General features: G+C 58.1%; 21 protein-coding genes. 14 read left to right on the forward strand and 7 right to left on the reverse strand.

Translation table 11 applies throughout. The features are described from left to right. Positions 1–390 precede the first annotated feature (390 nt). Positions 391–894 (reverse strand): GNAT family N-acetyltransferase, encoded by a 504-nt coding sequence (locus C7534_RS00680; protein ID WP_109784633.1) that lies wholly within the window; start codon positions 892–894, stop codon positions 391–393. 153 nt (positions 895–1047) lie between these two features. Next, the gene (locus C7534_RS00685; protein WP_109784634.1) at positions 1048–2991 is read right to left on the reverse strand and encodes a DNA topoisomerase III; all 1944 of its coding nucleotides are present in this window, start codon (positions 2989–2991) and stop codon (positions 1048–1050) included. Positions 2992–3272: 281 nt separating this feature from the next. On the opposite strand from C7534_RS00685, the gene C7534_RS00690 reads away from it, so the two are divergent. After that, a complete protein-coding gene (locus C7534_RS00690) occupies positions 3273–3641 on the forward strand; it encodes a DUF427 domain-containing protein (RefSeq protein WP_046027635.1) in 369 nt (122 codons plus the stop codon). Between the two features lie 55 nt (positions 3642–3696). Here the strand turns inward: C7534_RS00690 and C7534_RS00695 are convergent, their stop codons facing one another. Further along, positions 3697–5319 carry an MFS transporter gene (locus tag C7534_RS00695; protein WP_109784635.1) on the reverse strand — a complete coding sequence of 541 codons (1623 nt, stop codon included), beginning with the start codon at positions 5317–5319 and terminating at the stop codon, positions 3697–3699. A 79-nt stretch (positions 5320–5398) separates the two neighbouring features. Then, positions 5399–7048, reverse strand: a complete 1650-nt coding sequence (locus C7534_RS00700; RefSeq protein ID WP_109784636.1) for a GMC family oxidoreductase — start codon at positions 7046–7048, stop codon at positions 5399–5401. A 121-nt stretch (positions 7049–7169) separates the two neighbouring features. Here C7534_RS00700 and C7534_RS00705 point away from each other — a divergent pair, with 121 nt between their 5' ends. From C7534_RS00705 to C7534_RS32235, 11 genes are all read left to right on the forward strand, one after another. Further along, positions 7170–8054, forward strand: coding sequence for a LysR family transcriptional regulator (locus tag C7534_RS00705; protein WP_109784637.1), 885 nt, complete (start codon positions 7170–7172; stop codon positions 8052–8054). Between the two features lie 76 nt (positions 8055–8130). After that, positions 8131–8346, forward strand: coding sequence for a DUF4287 domain-containing protein (locus C7534_RS00710; protein ID WP_046027629.1), 216 nt, complete (start codon positions 8131–8133; stop codon positions 8344–8346). A gap of 585 nt (positions 8347–8931) precedes the next feature. Next, positions 8932–9294, forward strand: coding sequence for a DUF6124 family protein (locus tag C7534_RS00715; protein WP_077430296.1), 363 nt, complete (start codon positions 8932–8934; stop codon positions 9292–9294). A gap of 230 nt (positions 9295–9524) precedes the next feature. Further along, on the forward strand, positions 9525–9800 hold the full coding sequence (locus tag C7534_RS00720) for a metal/formaldehyde-sensitive transcriptional repressor (protein ID WP_046027619.1): 276 nt from the start codon (positions 9525–9527) through the stop codon (positions 9798–9800). Between the two features lie 20 nt (positions 9801–9820). After that, a complete protein-coding gene (dmeF, locus tag C7534_RS00725) occupies positions 9821–10738 on the forward strand; it encodes a CDF family Co(II)/Ni(II) efflux transporter DmeF (RefSeq protein ID WP_109784638.1) in 918 nt (305 codons plus the stop codon). Positions 10739–10777: 39 nt separating this feature from the next. Next, complete coding sequence (locus C7534_RS00730) at positions 10778–11149, forward strand: hypothetical protein (RefSeq protein ID WP_109784639.1); 372 nt, start codon at positions 10778–10780, stop codon at positions 11147–11149. A 2-nt stretch (positions 11150–11151) separates the two neighbouring features. Continuing rightward, on the forward strand, positions 11152–11331 hold the full coding sequence (locus C7534_RS00735; RefSeq protein ID WP_077430293.1) for a DUF1289 domain-containing protein: 180 nt from the start codon (positions 11152–11154) through the stop codon (positions 11329–11331). 377 nt (positions 11332–11708) lie between these two features. Continuing rightward, positions 11709–12287, forward strand: a complete 579-nt coding sequence (gene gfa, locus C7534_RS00740; protein WP_046027614.1) for an S-(hydroxymethyl)glutathione synthase — start codon at positions 11709–11711, stop codon at positions 12285–12287. Between the two features lie 142 nt (positions 12288–12429). Beyond that, on the forward strand, positions 12430–12684 hold the full coding sequence (locus C7534_RS00745; protein WP_109784640.1) for a DUF2790 domain-containing protein: 255 nt from the start codon (positions 12430–12432) through the stop codon (positions 12682–12684). Between the two features lie 395 nt (positions 12685–13079). After that, the gene (locus tag C7534_RS00750) at positions 13080–13286 is read left to right on the forward strand and encodes a co-regulatory protein PtrA N-terminal domain-containing protein (RefSeq protein WP_109784641.1); all 207 of its coding nucleotides are present in this window, start codon (positions 13080–13082) and stop codon (positions 13284–13286) included. 395 nt (positions 13287–13681) lie between these two features. Next, positions 13682–14089 (forward strand): hypothetical protein, encoded by a 408-nt coding sequence (locus C7534_RS32235; protein WP_146206142.1) that lies wholly within the window; start codon positions 13682–13684, stop codon positions 14087–14089. A 30-nt stretch (positions 14090–14119) separates the two neighbouring features. On the opposite strand, the gene cax is transcribed toward C7534_RS32235, so the two are convergent. The 3 genes from cax to C7534_RS00770 form a co-directional block, all read right to left on the reverse strand. Then, the gene (cax, locus tag C7534_RS00755) at positions 14120–15193 is read right to left on the reverse strand and encodes a calcium/proton exchanger (RefSeq protein WP_077430291.1); all 1074 of its coding nucleotides are present in this window, start codon (positions 15191–15193) and stop codon (positions 14120–14122) included. Between the two features lie 393 nt (positions 15194–15586). Beyond that, positions 15587–16690: a DNA alkylation repair protein gene (locus tag C7534_RS00765; RefSeq protein WP_109784642.1), complete on the reverse strand. Its 1104-nt coding sequence runs from the start codon at positions 16688–16690 to the stop codon at positions 15587–15589. A gap of 25 nt (positions 16691–16715) precedes the next feature. Then, positions 16716–17327 (reverse strand): glutathione S-transferase, encoded by a 612-nt coding sequence (locus C7534_RS00770; RefSeq protein WP_046027609.1) that lies wholly within the window; start codon positions 17325–17327, stop codon positions 16716–16718. Positions 17328–17691: 364 nt separating this feature from the next. On the opposite strand from C7534_RS00770, the gene C7534_RS00775 reads away from it, so the two are divergent. Together C7534_RS00775 and C7534_RS00780 are read left to right on the forward strand one after the other, a co-directional pair. Then, positions 17692–18096, forward strand: a complete 405-nt coding sequence (locus C7534_RS00775) for a TraR/DksA family transcriptional regulator (RefSeq protein WP_007907888.1) — start codon at positions 17692–17694, stop codon at positions 18094–18096. A gap of 579 nt (positions 18097–18675) precedes the next feature. Further along, entirely contained in the window at positions 18676–19899 is a 1224-nt protein-coding gene (locus C7534_RS00780; RefSeq protein ID WP_442963195.1) for a methyl-accepting chemotaxis protein, read from the forward strand. Positions 19900–19906: the final 7 nt, after the last annotated feature.

Raw genomic sequence — 19906 nt, forward strand, 5'->3', positions numbered from 1 at the left:
GCATCTGTTGCATGTAGTCGTGTTGAATAACTGCTACGCAAAAGCGTCACAACGAAGAGAAGCAGCGAATACCTTCTGGCCATTGCCGACTTTTCAGGGTCGGCCACAAGCTTCATGAGGATTGATCGCTAGCGCTTCTCGTCCTTGTACTGGACGTTCGGGCCAGGTCAGCTTCTTCAATCTGCCTTGTGGGCAGCGTGTATCCGGGAAAAACAGCTCGGCGGTCAGACGAGCTTGCTCAAACATGTTGCGGTACTCCCGATCGGGGAGATGTCTGCATCATGCAAGGGCAAATCGGAGGCGTCAACAGTTATGTAGTGATTATTTTCAGTCACTACATATTGTCTGACAAAACGGATTGGAATGAGAAAAGTCTGTAGGAGAAGCCCGTCAGGGTGACGGCGACGGACACTGGAAACGGTAGAAGGTGCAGGGATAACCGTCTACAGACCGCTGATGCAGGGTGAATTGGCCGCCTGCGAGATCAGGGATCACTTTGGCCCAGAACCGCCGTGCGGGCGGGTTCGCATCCAGATGGAAAATCTGCCATTGACCGGGGAACTGGCTCAAGAGGGTGGAAACGACAAACTTCGCGACACCTTGGCCACGGAAACGCCGACTGACAAAGAAGTAGCCGATGTTGTATTCGGCACCCTCGAGGTGGGTGTCGCCGTCCACGCTCACGAAACCGGCAAGCTCACCGTCGACTCTGATCAAAAACGGCCGGGTCGCGGGGGTGCGCCAATAACCCGGTTTGGGCTGGATGTTGAAAAAACCATGTTCACCCAGTTTCAGTGGCAGCCATTCGCTGAAGTCGTACACATAGAACTGCATCAGATTTTCGATGGTGTCCAGTTCGTCGCGCTTTGCGGCGTGCAGTTCTATCGAAGACATGTCGGAGCGCTCCAGGTTGAGCAGGGCTGTCCGTGAATCATGCAATGTGGTGAGAAGTTGTACTTTGCGCCTTTCTTCAGCGCGTGAAAGTGGGGCTGTCGACGGGTTTGAAGAACACTAGACCATCACGATCCATTTGAAGTGCCATCAACCTTAACTTGCCGGTTTCGCCGTGCGTTTGGTGCCCGTGGACGGTTTGCGTTTCGCCGGTTTGCGCTTGTTCTTCCACGGTGCGGCACCACGCCCGGCCGGGCTTGCCGGCCCGCTGATGGTCAGGCTCAGACCGGCGCAACGCGCGACTTGCTTGCTCATCCATGCCGCCTGTTTGGTGACGAATTCTTCCAGGCTCATTTCGCCGCTCTGCACCATGTCCAGCGCCTGCTCCCAGATCGCCGTGGTGCCGGGGTCGGCAATGGCGCGCGGCACGGCATCGATCAGGCTGAAGGCCGCCGGGGTGGCGGCCAGGGCCTTGCCGTTCTTGATCAGATAACCCCGGTCGAGCAAGCCCTGGATGATCGACGCGCGTGTCGCCTCGGTGCCGATACCGGTGGTGTCCTTGAGTTTCTGCTTGAGCAGCGGATCCTCCACCAGTTTGGCGACGTTCTTCATGGCCTTGATCAGGTCGCCTTCAGTGAACGGTTTGGGTGGTTGCGTCCAGAGGTCCTTGAGCTTCACGTCGGCCACGGCGCAATCAAGCCCTTCGGCCAATGCCGGCAGGGTTTGCGGCGCCGGCACCTCTCGGCCCTTGGCGGGGGCGAGGGCCTCCGGCAGCGCACGCTTCCAGCCGGGCTCGACGATCTGTTTGCCGACGGCGCGCAAGGCTTCACCGGCGCAGTCGAAGTCAGCCTGGGTGCGATCGTATTCATGATTGGGCAGGAACTGCGCCAGATAGCGGGCACGGATCAGCGTGTAGACCGCCCGTTGCTTGCCCACCAACCGATCAAGATTCTTCGCCGCGGCCGTTGGAATGATGCCGTGGTGCGCCGTGACCTTGGCATCGTTCCAGGCCCGTGAGCGCCGCTGGGGTTCAAGGTAATCGTTCAGCGCGTTCAGGGTTGGATCGGCTTGTCGCAGGGCGGCGAGGATGCCCGGGGCCTCGCTGTGCTGACTCATCGGCAGGAAACCGCAATCACTGCGCGGGTAGGTGATGACCTTGTGGGTTTCGTAGAGCGCCTGGGCAATATCGAGGGTTTCCTGGGCGCCGAGCCCGAGCTTCTTTGAACAGACTTCCTGCAAGGTGCCCAGATCAAAGGGCAAAGGCGCGACTTCACGCATGCGTTCGGTGCGCAGCTTTATTACCCGTGCGCTAGCGGCGTTGCCAATGGCCTGGGCTGCGCTCTGTGCCAGAGACTGATTCAGGCAGCGATCCTGATCGTCGCAAGCGTCGGATGCCGCGCGCCACTGTGCAGTGAGCGCCGTGCCATCGTGCAGCAGTTGCACGTCGATGGCCCAATAGGCCACGGGGACGAAGTCGGCAATGCTGCGATCACGATCCACGACCAGCCTCAGGGTCGGTGTTTGTACCCGACCCACCGGCAAGACACCCTGATAACCGGATTGGCGGCCCAGCAGCGTAAACAACCGGCTCATGTTCATCCCGATCAACCAGTCGGCCCGGGAGCGGCCCAACGCCGAATGATAAAGGCTGAAGGTCTCCGCCCCAGGCTTCAAGGCGGCCAGTGCCTTGCGGATTGACGCATCGTCCAGCGCCGACAGCCACAGCCGGCGGATCGGCCCGCGATAGCGGCAGTGCTCGACCAGTTCGCGGGCGATCATTTCGCCTTCACGGTCGGCGTCGGTGGCGATCACCAGTTCATCGGCCTCGCCGAGCAAGCGTTTCACGGCTTTGTACTGGCTGGCGGTGCGCGGCTTGACGGTCATCTTCCATTTATCGGGAATGATCGGCAGGTCCGCCAATACCCAGCGTTTGTAGCGCGCGTCGTAGGCGTCCGGCGGTGCGGTTTCCAGCAGATGACCGATGCACCAGGTCACCGTGACGTCTGTTCCCAGCCAGCAGCCGTCGCCCCGGCGCTTGGCGCCGAGCACTGCTGCAATGTCTTTGGCCTGGGAAGGTTTTTCACAGAGGTACAGCCGCATAACCACCATCGTTCATCAAATGTGCAAGAGGCGCACAGAATGGCGGGTGATGAGCGATGGAGCAATCATTATCTGTATGGATGTACAGCTAAAGCTGTTGCGTTTGTTTGCGGCAGTCAAAATGCCCCGTTTGGCTGCGAGGCAGGAGCAATGATGAATTTTGGGTTATACCTGAAAGTCGTGGTCTCAGGTTTTGGGGCTGCTGTGCGATCCATCGGGCAAGTCGGATCGCCGCACCGCACGCTCCCACAGGTTCATCACCGTCATGAGGAACGTATTCCATGAAAAGCTCCGGTCCCAGTCCTGTCATCACCATCGCAGAGCAGCCAGGCTGCCTGTTGGTGAAGTTTCATGGCATCCAGGTGGCCGCGTCTGCACGCGCACTGGTGCTGCTGGAAGCCAATTACCCGCCGGTGTACTACGTGCCGCGAGAGGACATCGACGAAAAGTATTACGCGCGCACCGATCACACCAGCTATTGCCCCTACAAGGGCGATGCCAGCTATTTCAGTTTGCAGGTGCCGGGGCATGAAGGCGCTAACGCCGTGTGGAGTTACGAAAATCCCAAGATCTCGGTGGCGCAGATTCGCGAGTACGTGGCGTTCTATCCGGATCAGGTGAAGTTTGAATTGCTCGACTCCGAGGTCTGAAGGGTAACAAAGCCACGCGTGGCGAGGGCACCAGCACCCTCGCCACAACGACCTGTCAGTTTTTGTCCAGGTCCACGTTCTTGGTTTCACGCAAGCAAATCATCCCCACCACCAGGCTCACCGCGGTAATCACCACCGGGTACCAAAGCCCGTAGAAGATGTCGCCGGTGTAGACCACCAACGCAAACGACACCGTCGGCAGGAACCCGCCAAACCAGCCGTTGCCGATGTGATAGGGCAGGGACATCGAGGTGTAGCGGATGCGCGTGGGAAACAGTTCGACCATCAATGCCGCCAGCGGGCCGTAGCACATGGCAGAGATGATGATCAGCGCCACGATCAACGCGACGATCATCGGTTTGTTGATTTGCTGCATATCGGCTTGGGACGGATAGCCAGCCAGTGTCACCGCGCCACGCAGGGCGGCTTCGTCGTAACCGTCGATTTGTACCTCGCCGATGCTCACCTGCACGCCACTGCCGGCGGGTGCGGCTGCGCTGGCGTAGGGCAGGCCTTGTTTGACCAGGAAGGTTTTGACCTTGTCGCACGGGCTATCAAATTTCGCCTTGCCCACGGGGTCGAACTGGAAGGTGCAAGTGGCCGGGTCGGCCATGACGGTGATCGGCGCCTGGCGGCTGGCCTGGTCAATGGCCGGGTTGGCGTAATGCGCCAGGGATTTGAAGATCGGGAAATACAGCGCGGTGGCCAGCAACAGGCCGATCATCAATACCGGTTTGCGCCCGACCTTGTCCGACAGCCAACCAAAAAAGATGAAGAACGGCGCGCCGATGATCACGCTGACGATCAGCAAGCCGTTGGCCACGGCCGGGTCCATCTTCAGGAATTGTGTGAGGAAAAACAGCACGTAAAACTGCGCGGCATAGAAGGTCACCGCTTGCCCGGCATTGATGCTGAACAGGGCGATCAACACGACCTTGAGGTTTTCCCACTTGCCGAAGGAATCGCGCAGCGGCGACTTGCAGAGTTTGCCTTCTTCTTTCATTTTCACGAAAGCAGGCGACTCATGCAGGCTCAAGCGGATCCAGGTCGAGATGCCCAGCAAAATGATCGAAAACAGGAACGGAATCCGCCAGCCCCACACTTCGAACTGATCGCCCGTGAAGTAGCGGCAACCGAGCACTACCAGCAGCGACAGCAGCAAACCGAGGGTCGCCGTGGACTGAATCCAACTGGTGTGGAAACCGCGTTTGCCCATCGGCGCGTGCTCCGCGACATAGGTGGCAGCGCCGCCATATTCACCACCCAGGGCCAGGCCCTGAAGCATGCGCAGCACCACGAGGATGATCGGCGCGGCGATGCCGATGCTCGCGTAGGTCGGCAGCAAGCCGACGCAGAAGGTCGCCAGGCCCATGAGCACAATGGTCGCGAGGAACGTGTATTTACGCCCGATCATGTCTCCCAGTCGCCCAAATACCAGCGCACCGAAGGGCCGCACGATGAAGCCTGCAGCAAAAGCCATCAGCGCAAAAATGAACGCCGTGGTGTCATTCACCCCGGCGAAAAACTGTTTACTGATCACCGCCGCAAGGGCGCCATAGAGGAAAAAGTCGTACCACTCGAAGACCGTCCCGAGCGACGACGCGAAGATGACTTTGCGGGTGCCGTGGCTGATGGCCGCGACGGGTATGGCTTCCATTGGCTGAACATGTTCTGACATATCGGTATCCCTCACAGTGATTGTTTTTGTTGTTCCACTGTCGGCGCCGGTCTTGTGGGCTGGCGCCGCTATTCCTTGATCAAGAGACTGCGGTCAGTGCGGTTTCGTTCGGGGCAAAACTCCTTGTGGGTGAGTCGAGCATCAACTGCGCGGCTTTTTCGGCAATCATCAACGTTGGCGAACAGGTATTGCCGGAGGTGATGCGCGGCATGATCGACGCATCGGCAATGCGCAGACCGGGAACGCCGTGGACACGCAGTTCGGCGTCGACCACTGCGTCTGCGTCGTTGCCCATCCGGCACGTGCCGACCGGGTGAAAAATGGTGGTGCCGATTTGCGCGGCGGCCTGGTGCAATTCTTCCTCGGTCTGCAAACGATCGCCGGGCAAGTACTCGACCGGATTGAAGGCCTGCAGGGCCGGTGCGGCGACGATGCGGCGGGTCAGGCGAATGGCGTCGGCGGCGACGCGCAGATCCTCTGGGTGGCTCAGATAGTTGGGCTGGATCAGCGGCGCTTGCTGTGGGTCGGCTGAACGAATGTCCACTCGGCCACGGCTTTGCGGCCGCAAATCACAGACAGAGGCGGTAAAGGCGGGGAAGGGGTGCAACGGTTCGCCGAAGCGTTCCAGCGACAAGGGTTGCACGTGGTATTCGAGATTCGCCGAGGTCTGTTCCGGCCCCGAGCGGGCGAAGGCCCCCAGTTGACTCGGCGCCATGGAGAGCGGGCCGCTGCGGTCATACAAATAGCGCAGGCCCATGCCCATCTTGCCCCACACGCTGCCGGCGATCTGATTTAGCGTGCGCGCGTTTTCCAACTTATAGATCAGTCGCAGTTGCAGGTGATCCTGCAGGTTACCGCCCACGCCCGGCAGCTCATGGGCAACGTCGATCCCCAGTTTTTGCAGCAGCGGGCGAGGGCCAATCCCCGAGCGCTGGAGGATGCCCGGTGAGCCGACGGAGCCGGCACACAAGACGATTTCCCTACGTGCCTTGAAGGTTTTCGCCTGGCCTTGCCAGCGTGTGAGGACGGCGCAGGCGCGGCCGTTTTCCAGCAGCACACGGTCGACCTCAACGTCGGTCAGCACCGTCAGGTTGGCACGGTGGCGGATCGGTTTGAGAAACGCCTTGGCCGCGTTCCAGCGGATTCCGGCCTTCTGATTGACCTGAAAGTAACCGCAGCCTTCGTTATCGCCCTGGTTGAAATCGTCGATGCTGGCGATACCGCTTTGCTCGGCAGCGCTGCGGAAGGCATCCAGAATCGGCCACGACAACCGCTGACGTTCGACCCGCCAGTCGCCAGCGGCACCGTGAAATTCCGAATCGCCGGCAAAATGGTTTTCGCTCTTCTTGAATAGCGGCAATACGTCGTTCCAGCTCCAGCCCGGATTGCCGTCAGCGGCCCAGCGATCATAGTCGCCCGCCTGGCCACGCATGTAGATCATGCCGTTGATCGAGGAACACCCGCCGAGGACCTTGCCGCGTGGGTAACTCAGCGTCCGCCCCTGCAGGCCGGGTTGCGCCTCGGTTTTGAAGCACCAGTCGGTGCGCGGGTTGCCGATGCAGAACAGGTAACCCACGGGGATGTGAATCCACGCGTAGTTATCGCGGCCGCCGGCTTCGAGCAGCAAGACCCTGTGTTGCGGGTTGGCCGACAGTCGATTGGCCAACAAACAACCGGCCGGCCCGGCACCGACCACGATGTAGTCGTATTCATCTGGGGAAGTCGACATCCCTGACCTCGTCTTGTTGTTCTTGTTGTCGGTCATCCTAGTTGTTAGCTTTCGTCAAAAGAATGTTAGTTTTTGCGCAGCCGCTGTGCGTTTTTAAACAGCATCACTTCAAGGACGGATCATGTTTGACTGGAATGACTTGCGGTTTTTTCTTGAATTGCAGCGCAGCGGGCGTTTGCTCACCGCCGCGCGCCGTTTGAACACCACCCACGCCACGGTCGCGCGGCACATCGAGGCCATCGAAAAGAGCCTCGGCACGGCGCTGTTCGTCCAGCATGCGCAGGGTTACGAATTGACGCCGGCCGGCGAAGCGCTGCTCAAACACGCCGAAGCGATGGAAAACGTCGCGCTGCTGGCCCAGGAAGAAATCACCCAGTCCACGGCACCGCTGGGCAAGATTCGCGTCGGGGTGACGGAAGGGCTGGGCATCATGTTCCTGGCCAGCCGCATGAACGGTTTATTCGAACGCTACCCGGGGCTGGAAGTGGAGCTGGTGGCGGTGCCGCGCTTCGTCAGCATCCTCAACCGCGAAGCCGAGATCAGCATCCACCTCGAACGCCCGTCCGCCGACATGCTGGTCACCCGCAAACTCACCGACTATCGCCTGGCGCTGTACGCCAGCCAAGCCTATCTTGACCGCGCACCGCCCTTGCACAGCCGCGAAGACCTCGCTCGTCACGCCTGGATCGGCTATGTCGACGACCTGCTGTTCAGCCAGGAACTGATGTTCCTCAACAGCTTCTGCCGCAATCCCCAGGTGGTGTTCCACAGCACCAGCGTCATCGCCCAGCAACAGGCAGCGCGTTCTGGGTTGGGGATTGCGGTGTTGCCGTGCTACATGGCCAGCGCAGATCCGGAACTCGTGCCGTTGCTGCCGGAGGAGAGCATCCAGCGCAGCTACTGGATCAGTACGCGGCGCGAGCTGCACAAATCGGTGCGGCTGCGCGTGCTGTGGGATTACGTGGTGGAGTTGTGTGAAGTTGAGCAGGCGTTGTTGTTGGGCTAATGTTTTTGCGTCCAGCCAATGGATGACGACAAGGAGCGTTATCCGACACTCCGTCGTGATAAAGGGAGCTTGCAGCATGACCGATGAGACAACAGTAAAAGGGCCCGCGTCGTACTTCCCGTCCATTGAGAAAAAGTATGGACAGCCCATCAGCCACTGGCTGGATTTGCTTGGGGCAGTGAGTGGCAAGAAGCACATGGAAATGGTGGCCTGGCTGAAGGCTGAGCACGGTATGGGGCATGGGCATGCCAATGCTTTGGTTGCGCATTATTTAGCGGCCGGCAAGAAGTGACTGAGCCGGGCGGGCAGGGCATGTTCATGCCCTCCCAACACCCTTCAGACAAAACACCAAACCCTGTGGGAGCCGAGCTTGCTCGCGATGACGGAGGCCCATTCAACATCGATGCCGCTGACACACCGATATCGTCGGTACGCCGCCCGGAGCAAGGTCGCTCCCCCATGGATTTCGATCGGCTGACGCAGCGAGAGAATCCTCTGTTTCACTTACGCTTAAACAACAAAAATCCTGACTGTTTAAACGAAGCCTCCTGTTACCACCCAAAGGCTACAACGCCTTGCGCCGCTGCCCACAGGTAAGACAGAATCCGCCGGCTTGTGCGTCTAGGACAGGGCTTCTATCGTTGCTGGGTCACTGAAAATCAGTGATCGGGTTTGGTAGCCCGGTTTTTGCCTAGATGTATGGCGTCACCTTGCACAGTCGTTTTTAAGACTTTGCTTTCATGGTGGTCATGCGTGGGGCCCATTCGTGGGCGCCGGGTTCTAGTGCGACCGGTCTACCAACCTGCGTATGGCCACCACCCTTCGTTTGGTAGCGAGGGTGATGGCTCCTTCAGTATTCGCGCTAGAGGTTCCATCTATGATCAAACCAACGCCAAACCCACCGGAAACCGATCCGGCATCCCCCTACGAATCCCTCGATTCCAAAAAACTCCACGAAGCCGCCGAGCGCGCCCTCGACCACTACCTCAACCCGGCCGCCCAAATCATGGCCAGCACCCACGAACCCGAACCGATGTTCCTCGCCAACCCTAAGTGCGACACCGAATCCCTGCTGGCCAACGCCAGCGAATCATTGGGCTCGGCGACCACCATGCTCAGCAATCTTGCGGCGTTATTGGACAACTCAAACCGCAAGACCCTGCTGGGGATTACGCAAGTGGTGATGTTGGGGGAACTGGCGGTGAATCAAGCGTTGGATAACGTGGAGCCGACGGCGTAAGAAAAATCCCGCGTGGCGAACGGTTAGCCCGTTGCCACGCAGGGAGGTAGCACGTCCGCATCGGTATGCGTGAAGTATCAACGTTTTGGAAAAGCCGGATCAGTAGCGGCTGTTATCGGGCATTCAAGACCCTCTCGCTCCAACCCTCAGGTGGTCTGTGCATCAGACGATTTGCATAGGTATAGGGGGTATGCCTATCATGCGCAATGCATAGGTGGGGGGGGTATCAAATGGGTCACATCGCAGCCAACAAAGACGAACTGCTCAAGCGCGTAAAACGTATCGCCGGACAAATCCAGGCCGTTGAACGGGCATTGGAATCGGATCTCGATTGCGCCAAAACGCTGCACCTGGTGGCCGCCACCCGCGGAGCCATCAACGGGCTGATGGAGGAAATCATAGAGGACCACGCCCGGGAGCACGTCGCGAACCCTGCACTCAGTGAAGAGGAGCGAAACAAGGGCGTCGAAGAGCTTCTTGAAGCCATTCGCCGTTACTCGAAGTGAACGCATCCAGGTACCCACTCATGAGTAGCTCCCGTATCAACTACACACACGACCATATGTTCCTTGGCTCAGCGCACGACGAAAATGCCAAGCGTACGCTTTGGGTTGTGGCACTGACCGTTGTGATGATGGTTGGTGAGATCACCGCCGGCTATATCACGGGCTCGATGGCGTTACTGGCCGATGGCTTCCATATGGCAACCCATGCCGGCGCATTGGGCATTGCGGCGGCCGCCTACGGTTACGCAAAACGCCACGCTTCCAGCCAGCGCTACAGTTTCGGTACTGGAAAGGTTGGAGACTTGGGCGGGTTCGCCTCGGCGCTGATTCTCGGTATGGTTTCCCTGGGAATTGGCGTTGAGTCTGTCATGCGCCTCTTGCAGCCTACGGACGTTCAGTTCGGCACCGCTACGCTCATCGCGATTGCCGGTTTGATCGTCAACATTGTCAGTGCCCTGCTGCTGGGCCACGGACACAGTCATGGCCACGATCATGATGATCATGCCCATGCTCATCACGGGAACGACAACAACCTGAAATCGGCCTACGTCCACGTCATCGCGGACGCGCTGACTTCGGTTCTGGCCATCGCTGCACTGCTCGCTGGCCGGTATCTCGGTTGGGTGTGGCTGGACCCGGTCATGGGCATCGTCGGCGCCATCGTTATTGCGCGTTGGGCATGGACATTGATGGGGGTCACCGCAGGTGTACTGCTGGATCAGACCGATGCGCACGTTGCCGAGGAAATTCGCGAACTGGTTGAGAAACCGGGGGATGCCACCATCACCGACTTGCACGTCTGGCGGGTCGGACCGCAAGCCCATGCGGCCATCGTCAGCGTCCTTGGTGAGGCCACTGCGAACGCCGACAGCATTCGTGAACGTCTCAAGCCGGTTCACGAAGTCAGCCATCTGACGGTCGAATTTCGACCGGTCTGATTCAGCGCCTCCCCTTAATTGTCTCCAAAGGAACCCGCAATGCCCCCAGGGAAACGTGAACTGGCGCGGATCGAACGCCGGTTGATAACCACGCTCACCGACGCGTGCGAAACAGCAAAAGGTGAAATCAAAGGGTTTGCCTGGCTCACTCACACCGCTGACCTGAACGCGTTGGCTGAGACCCTGAAGGTCATCTGGGTATTTGAAACCTTGGCCGATAAAAAACTCGCCCTGGCTGACACCAAGACGCGCATCTTTGAGCTGACGGCTATCGCGTTGAATGAGGCCAATATCGACCTGAACCTTTCAGACCACAGTGTCCGTTTCGACTCCGAGGAAGAGTGCCAACGCACTCACGGTGGCGATTGGCAAAAGCGCCTGGCTCAATCACGTGCGGCCAAGGGGGACTGACAATGGCTAAAGAAATCGAAAATCCCTGCATCTCGGTATGTCAACTGAGTGGGGATCTGTGCGTGAGTTGCGGGCGAAGCAAGGAAGACATCAAAAAGTGGAAGCGCATGAAGCGGCCTGAAAAAATGGCCGCTGTGCAAAGGGCGAAAGTGCGCTTGAAAGGGCTGAAGAAAACATTCTGATCGGACCCGCCCGCACAGTGGGAGGTTAATCAGTGCCTGCATTTGTAGCCTCTGCCGAGTCCGCCAGGCTGCGTTCGAGGACGTAGTCCTCGCCATCGGCAAACGCGGTTTTCCTGTAAGCACCTGTTGCCTCTACCGTTAGCTGGGCCTGGCCGTGCTCGAGGCGTCATCGCAGACTATTCTTGATCTGGGTAATCGACCGGTCGCACCGAAGGAGGTCAGTCGTTTATGCACTGTGTCCTTTTCGAAATCCGTCGCGGTTCGATCTGATACAAAAAGGCCAATCGATCCGCGCTGTCATCGAGTTCCGATGAACTACCGGTCTGGGGCACGGCCCCAGGCACTTTTGTCTGACACCCTGAATCGGAGACGCCAGCATGAGCACCTTGCAACTTCACCCAGCACTGGACAACGGTATCCAACCTGCCGCCGCGAATTTCACAGGTGGCACCCTGCAATGCCTGTGTGCGACCGACAAGGTCGAGGTCAAGATCGACGCACAAACCCTGCATAACCACGCGTGCGGCTGCAGCAAATGCTGGAAACCACAAAACGCGACATTCGCCGTCATCGCCGTGGTGCCTCGAGATAAGGTCAGCGTCATTGCCCACGGCGAAAAACTGGCGATTGTCGACGAGTCCGCCACCATCCAGCGCCACGCCTGCAAGCAATGTCACGCCCATCTCTTTGGGCGCATCGAGAACAAGAACCATGCGTTTTATGGCCTGGATTTCGTCCACACCGAGCTTTCGCCACAGCGCGGATGGGCTGCGCCAGGATTCGCGGCGTTCGTGTCCTCCATCATCGAAACCGGCACACCGCCAGCGCAAATGAAGGCTATCCGCGAGCGCTTGCGCTCGATCGGCCTGGAACCCTATGACTGCCTGTCCCCGGATTTGATGGACGCAATGGCGACTCATGTCGCCAAACAGAAAGGCTTGCTCCCCGCCGCCTGATTGTTCGGTCGCCGCGGTTTCTTTTGCGGACCGCGGCTCCGATTCACTGCATCAGGCAGATAACGGTCAATTCCTGACATTTTCCCCCCGGCTCGCCAGCCGTTGTTTTCGAAGCTTTTCCAGCATCTGGCGGCCTTGGTAAATGCAGGCATTGGCTATCGCGCCAAGTGTATTTGCCCAGAATGACCTGCAAGACCCCGTTGCGCATATCTCAGCTGTCGAATACCACTACGGGATGGAAATCGATGTGCAGAGGGTACTGCAAAGTACCGATACTTCCGACAAGACTGGCCTGGTACCGGTGACCCTGGTCTACGCAGATAGCGAGGGCGAGGTTCACAAAATCCGTTTCCTTGAATGGGGCGCAAGCCCGGCCAACTCCACCAGCATTGCCTGATCCGCTCGCCGAAAGTGGTCTGAGCCTCGCCTGTACCCAGAAGCGGAAGTTAAACCTCATATGCACTCAGTGCGAATCAGGTTTTTGTTATCTCGAAATGAAAATAATCGAATGAGTAAAAGTTCATTCGCGAAGCTTTCCATTAATTTGGTGGCACAATACTGCAAGATTAATGAGTGGAAATTACTGGGCCTTAATTGTAGTCAGTAACGGCAAGCTCCAATCAAGTTGTGCTGAGAGCCATGTTGATTCGCTGTTGTCACCAACAGGTCATGTGTTCTCTTTGTCCGCCGTGGAATATTTACGTGATGAAATCAAGTTGAATAAGGCGGTTCGGTTTTGGCCAGTAGTGCCCACTGTTAGCTGTTTACAAAGTCTCACTTGAGGATACCCAAATGAAATCCATGAAAGCTCTCTTGGTAGTCGCCACGCTGACCGCTTCTTCTCTGGCTATGGCCACAGGTGGCGGTGATCGCACCTTCACACGCATGGAGGCGGCCCGGAAAATCTCGATGGAAGCCTTCCAGGTTGCACAGAAACAGAAGGCTGAAGGCGCTGTAGCTGAAAGTAAAGTCAGGACGATCAATCAGGCCAAAAGCTAATCTGTGCAGCGCGTCCCCGACTGACAGAGATGTACAGTCTCAAGTCTCAGATGCAGCACGCAAGGTGCTGCTAGTGTCGGTTTAACCGAGACTCCGTTCACACAACATCCGGTGTGTTGCATCGTCCAGTCGAATCCACAGTCGTTTGCTGCCTTCGCGACAGGCAGCAATCGGCCCAGACTGTGTCAAAAACGAATGTCGGCTTGAAGCTATCGCTTATACGTTGAATCTGAAAACGCTCAGTTAGTCAGCATGGATTTCGAGAACAAAATGACCGGCCTACATAGGACCATTGGTCGTATTCACTGAACATAGGTAGCAAAATAGCAGAAACCCGCTATTACGTTAGTAACTGCCACTTCGTTCATTGCAGATCGTCACAGGAACGCCCCACGATGCGAAACGCACTTAAGCATTCGAAACTTCGTTTGGGTTTTTTACTGGGTGTTATTTCAATGGGACTGGCCGCTTGCGCCAGCGACGATAACATTACTGCACCTACTAAAGTCATTACTCAGCCACCTATCGATGACAGCGAGACTTCGTCTGTGCGTGTCACTACTAGTTGGCTGCAACACTCGTTTAGCCAGTCTGACTGCCTGAAGCACGCCAGAGCGGCTCTTACAAAAGCGAGATATTTTGTTGATGCAGGGGACCGATCAGTCTTTGGGTTGCGTGAAGGTATGACTTTTTCGATTCGCTGTGACTACGAAGGCGTTGCTTTTTTCGCAGTGGCTTATCGCCACAGGCCAAGTCCTCAAGCCCAGGATCGGGTCTTGAATGAAATCACCCGGCTATTTTAAGGACTACAGGCTAGAGGTATAGGGGCCGCTTTATGGAATGGACGCATCAGGTGTGAAGAAAAACGCCAGGCCAAGGATCAGGTACACCGCCAGCAATTGCACACCTTTGAGCCAGTCCGAACGGCCATCGCCGGCGACCTGCCCGGTAATCAGCACCGCCAACAGGACGCTCAGCACCAACCCTGCGGAAAAGGCCAACCCCATGGGCGTCGGACCAATGAAATGGCTGGCCAATACCAGAATGGGAGCGACCAGCAGGGCCACCTGGACGCTGGAGCCGATCGCGATCGACAGCGCAAGGTCCATGCGGTTTTTCATGGCGGCCGAGACGGCTGAGACATGCTCGGCGGCATTGCCGAGGATGGCCACGACAAATACACCGACAAAGAGGTTGCTCAGGCCGAGCTGATGAGCACTGGGTTCGATGGCGCCGACCAGAATCTCGCTGATCCACGCGATCAGTACCGTCGACCCGCCAAGCACCAGCAACGCTTTGCGCGTTGACCAGGGACGCGGTTGATCCGGGCTTTGCTCGGTGTTGGATGTACCGGAAAACAGGCTTTTGTGGGTGACCAGCGAATACACCAGGAACAAGCCGTATACCACCAGCAAAATCAGCGAGATGTACAGACTCAGCGACTGCAGACCCTGTGGATTTCGGGGCGTGATGACGGCGTTGTAGGCAGCCGGGAGAATCAGCGCGATGGTAGCCAGGGTCAGCAGGGTAGCCTGGGAGCGCGCCCCGGAGATGTTGTATTGCTGTTCATGGTGACGACACCCGCCAGCCAGCATGGCCACGCCCAACACCAGCAGGATGTTGCCGACGATGGACCCGACGATAGACGCCTTCACCACATCAAAGAGACCCGCGCGCAAGGCGCTCAGGGCAATGATCAGCTCGGTCGCGTTGCCGAACGTCGCATTCAGCAGCCCGCCAACGCCCTCGCCGGAGCGTTCCGCCAGATGCTCGGTAGCCCGTCCCAACCAACCTGCGAGCGGCACTATGGCCAGGGCCGCCATCAGGAAGACCAGCAGGTGGAAGTCTGCTGCGACATATTCCACGACAATGGCGATGGGAACGAAAACCAGCATCCAGTTGAGCATCGAAGTCTTCCTCGCGCTGATGCGAAGTGATCCATGGGGACGGAAGTCTCGTAAGGATGGTCGGCAAACGTCATCTCGTCTAAAAACTTTGTGAAGTTGACGTCGGGCCGCCAAGTCGGGTCAGCGAGGTATTGGAAATGGTTCTGGATAACTCAGGCATCAACTAACGGGACGGATGTATTGATAGTTTGTAGCAGCGCTATGTCCGCTGTAGCAGCTGTAGCAGCTGTAGCAGCTGTCGAGCCTGCGAGGCTGCGTTCGGCTGCGTAGCAGTCGCAAAACCTGCATACGCGGTCTTTCTGAAACACCGCGCGGCCTGATTTCACGACAACTGCGCTGCCGAACGCAGCCTCGCGAGCTCGGCAGCTGCTACAGCGGACGAGCTGCTACAAGCTAAGCGAGGATTTCGAATGAGGTGCTGGCCAGGCGTTCGCCGTTCACCAGAATGTGCACCGTGTGTTTGCCCACATAGTGTTTGCGAGTAGTGAGCTCTTTGATCTGCTGAGAGCGACTGACGAACTCTGTGGCCTTGCCCGGCAACGTCAACGCCTTGAGCTTGAACACCTTCGCCGATGTACCGCCGTTGGCTTTGACGTAATCAATCGCGTAATCGATTACCAGTCGCTGACTCTCTGACACCGTGGATTTCATAGTGAACGAGAGGGAGATTTTCTCCCCCAGACGAATCACTGCCGGTTCAACTTTAACCCCGACCATCTCGACCTCAGCCTTGCCGCTGGCGCCAATGACGGCCAACGCTCGCTGATTGCCCTGTTTGATCAGACTGCGCAACGCATGTTTGGCAATCCACGCTGTGTGCTTGTTATCCAGCGGCCACCCTTCAATCAGGTCCAGCACCCAGTCGGGATGATCCTTGGTGATGTCATTGAGGTGGTTGGCCACGGACTTGCGCACATACAGGCTTTCATCAGCCTTTAGGTTGTCGAGGATCGACGCAGCCAGTGTCGGATCGGCCTGGATCTGTTCGAGTCGGAATGACCACGGCAAACGCGGGCGGCAACCTTCGCTGGCCAGGCGCCGCACGTGTTCGTTGTCATCGAGCGACCATTGCTGCATCAGCGTTAATGAACGCTGAAGGTCGCTGCGCAGAAAGTGCCGGATCGCAAATTCCGAAGACCCAAACGCGGTGAAATACTTAAGCGCATCCATCGACTGCTCGAAATCATGAGCGCCATACATCGCCACGTAGTGCGGCAACGAGATGCTGACGAAGCTGCTGTTGAGGCGTGGGGCGAGGGTGCGCAATACTTCAAGGGACTCGTCATATCCCAGCGGCAGCACCGCGTACAGGCATTCGCTGACCCGGGCCATGCGTTGCATGATCGACAGGTCGGCAAGGCCTTCGTTGGCCATCTTCAAGAAGGCTTTGGTGTTGAACCGGGGGTAAACCGCCGTCATTTCGGTCGCGATGTGCTTGAGGCGCTCGGCGTTGAAGATTTCCTTCAGCGCCGGGGCGGTCTGTTCGACGGCGGTCATGGGAGAGTCCGGTGGGCTGGGCGGCTCAGGTTATCGGGGTATTGATAAATGCCTCAAGCGTTTCCGCCTGTGCCGTGAATTTCGCGATCTGCGGGAAGCGCGCGGCATCGACCTGATCCGGCACCACCAGGTTGGTGAAGCTCCAGGCGACCGCTACTGTGATGCCGTCCTGTGCAATCGAGGCGCCGCCAGCCAGCGGCTGTTTTTCCAATTCGCGCTCAAGTGCCGCATAGGCCGCCGCCAATTGGCCTTCGACGCGTTCCACCCATGGTTGAAATTGAATATCGACGGGGCGCAGGTTGCGTTCGTAATAGAGCTGCACTGACTTCTCGCAGGCCGCCAACGCCAGGCCGGTCACGCGCAGTGCGCGCAGCCGTTGCTTGAGGTCGCTGGGCATCAGGCTTTTGCCAGGGCCGGCCAAGGCTTCCAGGTAGTCGATGATCAGGGTCGAATCCATCAACACATCACCATCGTCCAACACCAGCGTCGGCGCCTTGACCACCGGGTTGATCTGCTGGAACTGCTCGAAGTGCCGGAACACCGATACCGATTGGTGCTCCAGGTCGATACCCAGGTGTTGGGCGCAAATGGCCACACGCCGTACATAAGGCGAATCCAGCATGCCGATCAGCTTCATTAATGCATTCCTTTTAAAGGCCATTTCGGGACGGACAACCTTAGCTGAGCTTGCGCTAGCTGCAAACGGGTGGGGCTGGCGCAGCCGTTTGTCTTCTATATACAGCCGCTCGACGGAATTTCTTGCTATAAACGCACTCCGATAACCGCCGCAACGGTTGCTATAGAGCACTTTGCACACCTTGTCGGACAAATTCGCTGACTTTTCAGTTGCTGGGGCCTCACGTCGGCCTTAGACTGCCGCCCCTCGTAAATTGAGTGCCGGGTGGCGCTTGGAATTAAACGGCGCCTTTCCGATGGCCTCACCCGGTCAGCCGGAACGCTCCCTAATTCGCCTTAATGCACGTTTTTTTATAGAGATATCAATGACAAAGGACAAGTTGCTGGCCATGCCGGCGGATGACTACATGAATGCTGAGCAACATGCTTTTTTCTCCGAGCTGTTGCAGAACATGAAAGTCGAAACCCATGAGCGCATCGAACAGAACCGCATCGCCATCGAGAGCCTGGACACTCCGGCCGATCCGGCAGATGCAGCTTCTGTTGAAGAAGAGCGCACCTGGCTGGTAAACGCGATCGATCGCGACCAGCGCATGCTGCCTCAGTTGGAACAGGCTCTGGAACGCATCAAAGAAGACAGCTTCGGCTGGTGCGACGACAGCGGCGAGGCCATTGGCCTGAAGCGCTTGCTGATCAGCCCGACCACCAAGTACTGCATCGAAGCTCAAGAGCGTCACGAACAGATCGACAAGCACCAGCGTCAGGCCTGATTTCGTAGCGCCACGCATCGCGGGCGAGCCTCACTCCTGAAGGAGCAAGGCTGGCCCGCGATGCTTTTTTTCGTCCGTAGAAAACTCGTGCCCCTCTATTGATCTGCTGCAATACCCACTACTAATGGACCATAGATAATGGCGTTGTAGTGGCGTTAAATGCGAAGACAACAATTAGAAGATCGTGGGGTGACGAAGATGACGAGAGACGGATCTCTGGCGGCGGCAGCGCCTGCGCCAGTGCTTTTGCCGAAAAACCCTTGGCTGACGCCGACCCTGCAAAGCATCGCCCTGATGCTTTTGTTGTGTGGCATGACATTGGGTTACGGGTCGCTTTACCTTGGCCTGCCCTTGGCCGTGTTGATTATCTGGTTGCCTCGCCTGCGCTCGCGCGCTAACCCGCAAGACAACCCCGCGGACAGTGCCAGCGCCATCAGCGAATTGACTCGCGATCTTTCCTACACCACCAGTCATAACGCGTTGTCGGCGGCCGGTGTGGCCTATTCGGTCAAGCAACTGGCGGACAAACTGCAATCGCAGCTCAACGCGGCGGCGCAAATTGTCAGCAACGCCGAAGTGATGATCGCTACCGAACAAGTCACCTCCAAACTCAGCCGCGACGCCCTCGACGCCGCCAGCGAAGCGCATCAAAGCGGCGCAGCGGGGCGTAAAGAGCTGGTTGAGTCCATCGCCCGAATGCATCAACTCAGCCAGCGCGCCAGCAACAGTCGCGAGCTGATCGAGGCCCTGAGCCTGCGCAGTGACGATATCCAGCGGGTGACGCTGGTGATCCAGTCCATTGCCAACCAGACCAATCTGTTGGCGTTGAACGCCGCAATCGAAGCGGCGCGGGCCGGGGAACATGGTCGCGGGTTCGCAGTGGTGGCCGATGAAGTGCGTGGCCTGGCGGCGCGAACCGCGACGGCGACCGGCGAAGTCGGCGAGATGGTTGCCGATATCCAGCAACGCACGGCTCAGGTCGTGGAGCAGATCCGCCAACTGTCCAGCGACCTCGACACGGGTGTCGAGCAAGTCGAGCACACGGGGCAGCACCTGGAAAACATTGCGCGATTGGCCGCTGGCGTCGAAAGCCAGGTCGGGGAAATCGCCCGGGGCGCGGACACCAATCGCGAACAACTCGACAGCCTGTTTCATGCGATCGAGCAGATGCGCAGCGATCTGGCGATCAGCGACCAACAGACCCAGCGCCTGGCCCAGGCCGCCGTGCAGATGGAAGGTCAGGCTGAGTCCATCAGCGAGCGCCTGGCCGAAGTCGGGCTGGATGACTATCACCAGCGGGTCTATGACTTGGCCCGCGAGGGCGCGATGCAGATTGCGGCGCGCTTTGAAGCGGACATCAGCCAGGGGCGAGTCAGCCTCGATGACCTGTTTGATCGCAATTACCAGGCGATCCCGAACACCAGCCCGCCCAAGTTCCAGACCCGCTTCGACCGCTATACCGATCAAGTCTTGCCGGCGATACAGGAACCGTTATTGCCGCTTCATGAAGGCTTGGTGTTTGCCATCGCCTGCACTCAACAGGGATATGTGCCGACGCATAACAAGGTCTTCAGCCAGTCGCTGACCGGCGACGTGCAGGTCGATACGCTGCAAAACCGCACCAAACGCAAATTCGCCGACCGCACCGGTATCCGTTGTGGCAGCCATCAAAAGCCAGTGCTGTTGCAGACGTATACCCGCGACACAGGTGAATTGATGCACGATCTTTCGGTGCCGATCATGGTCAAGGGCCGGCATTGGGGCGGTTTGCGCTTGGGTTACAAGCCCCAAGTTCCTCGCTGAAAGGGGG

Source organism: Pseudomonas sp. OV226 (genome assembly GCF_003148705.1).
In the GTDB taxonomy this organism is placed as follows: domain Bacteria; phylum Pseudomonadota; class Gammaproteobacteria; order Pseudomonadales; family Pseudomonadaceae; genus Aquipseudomonas.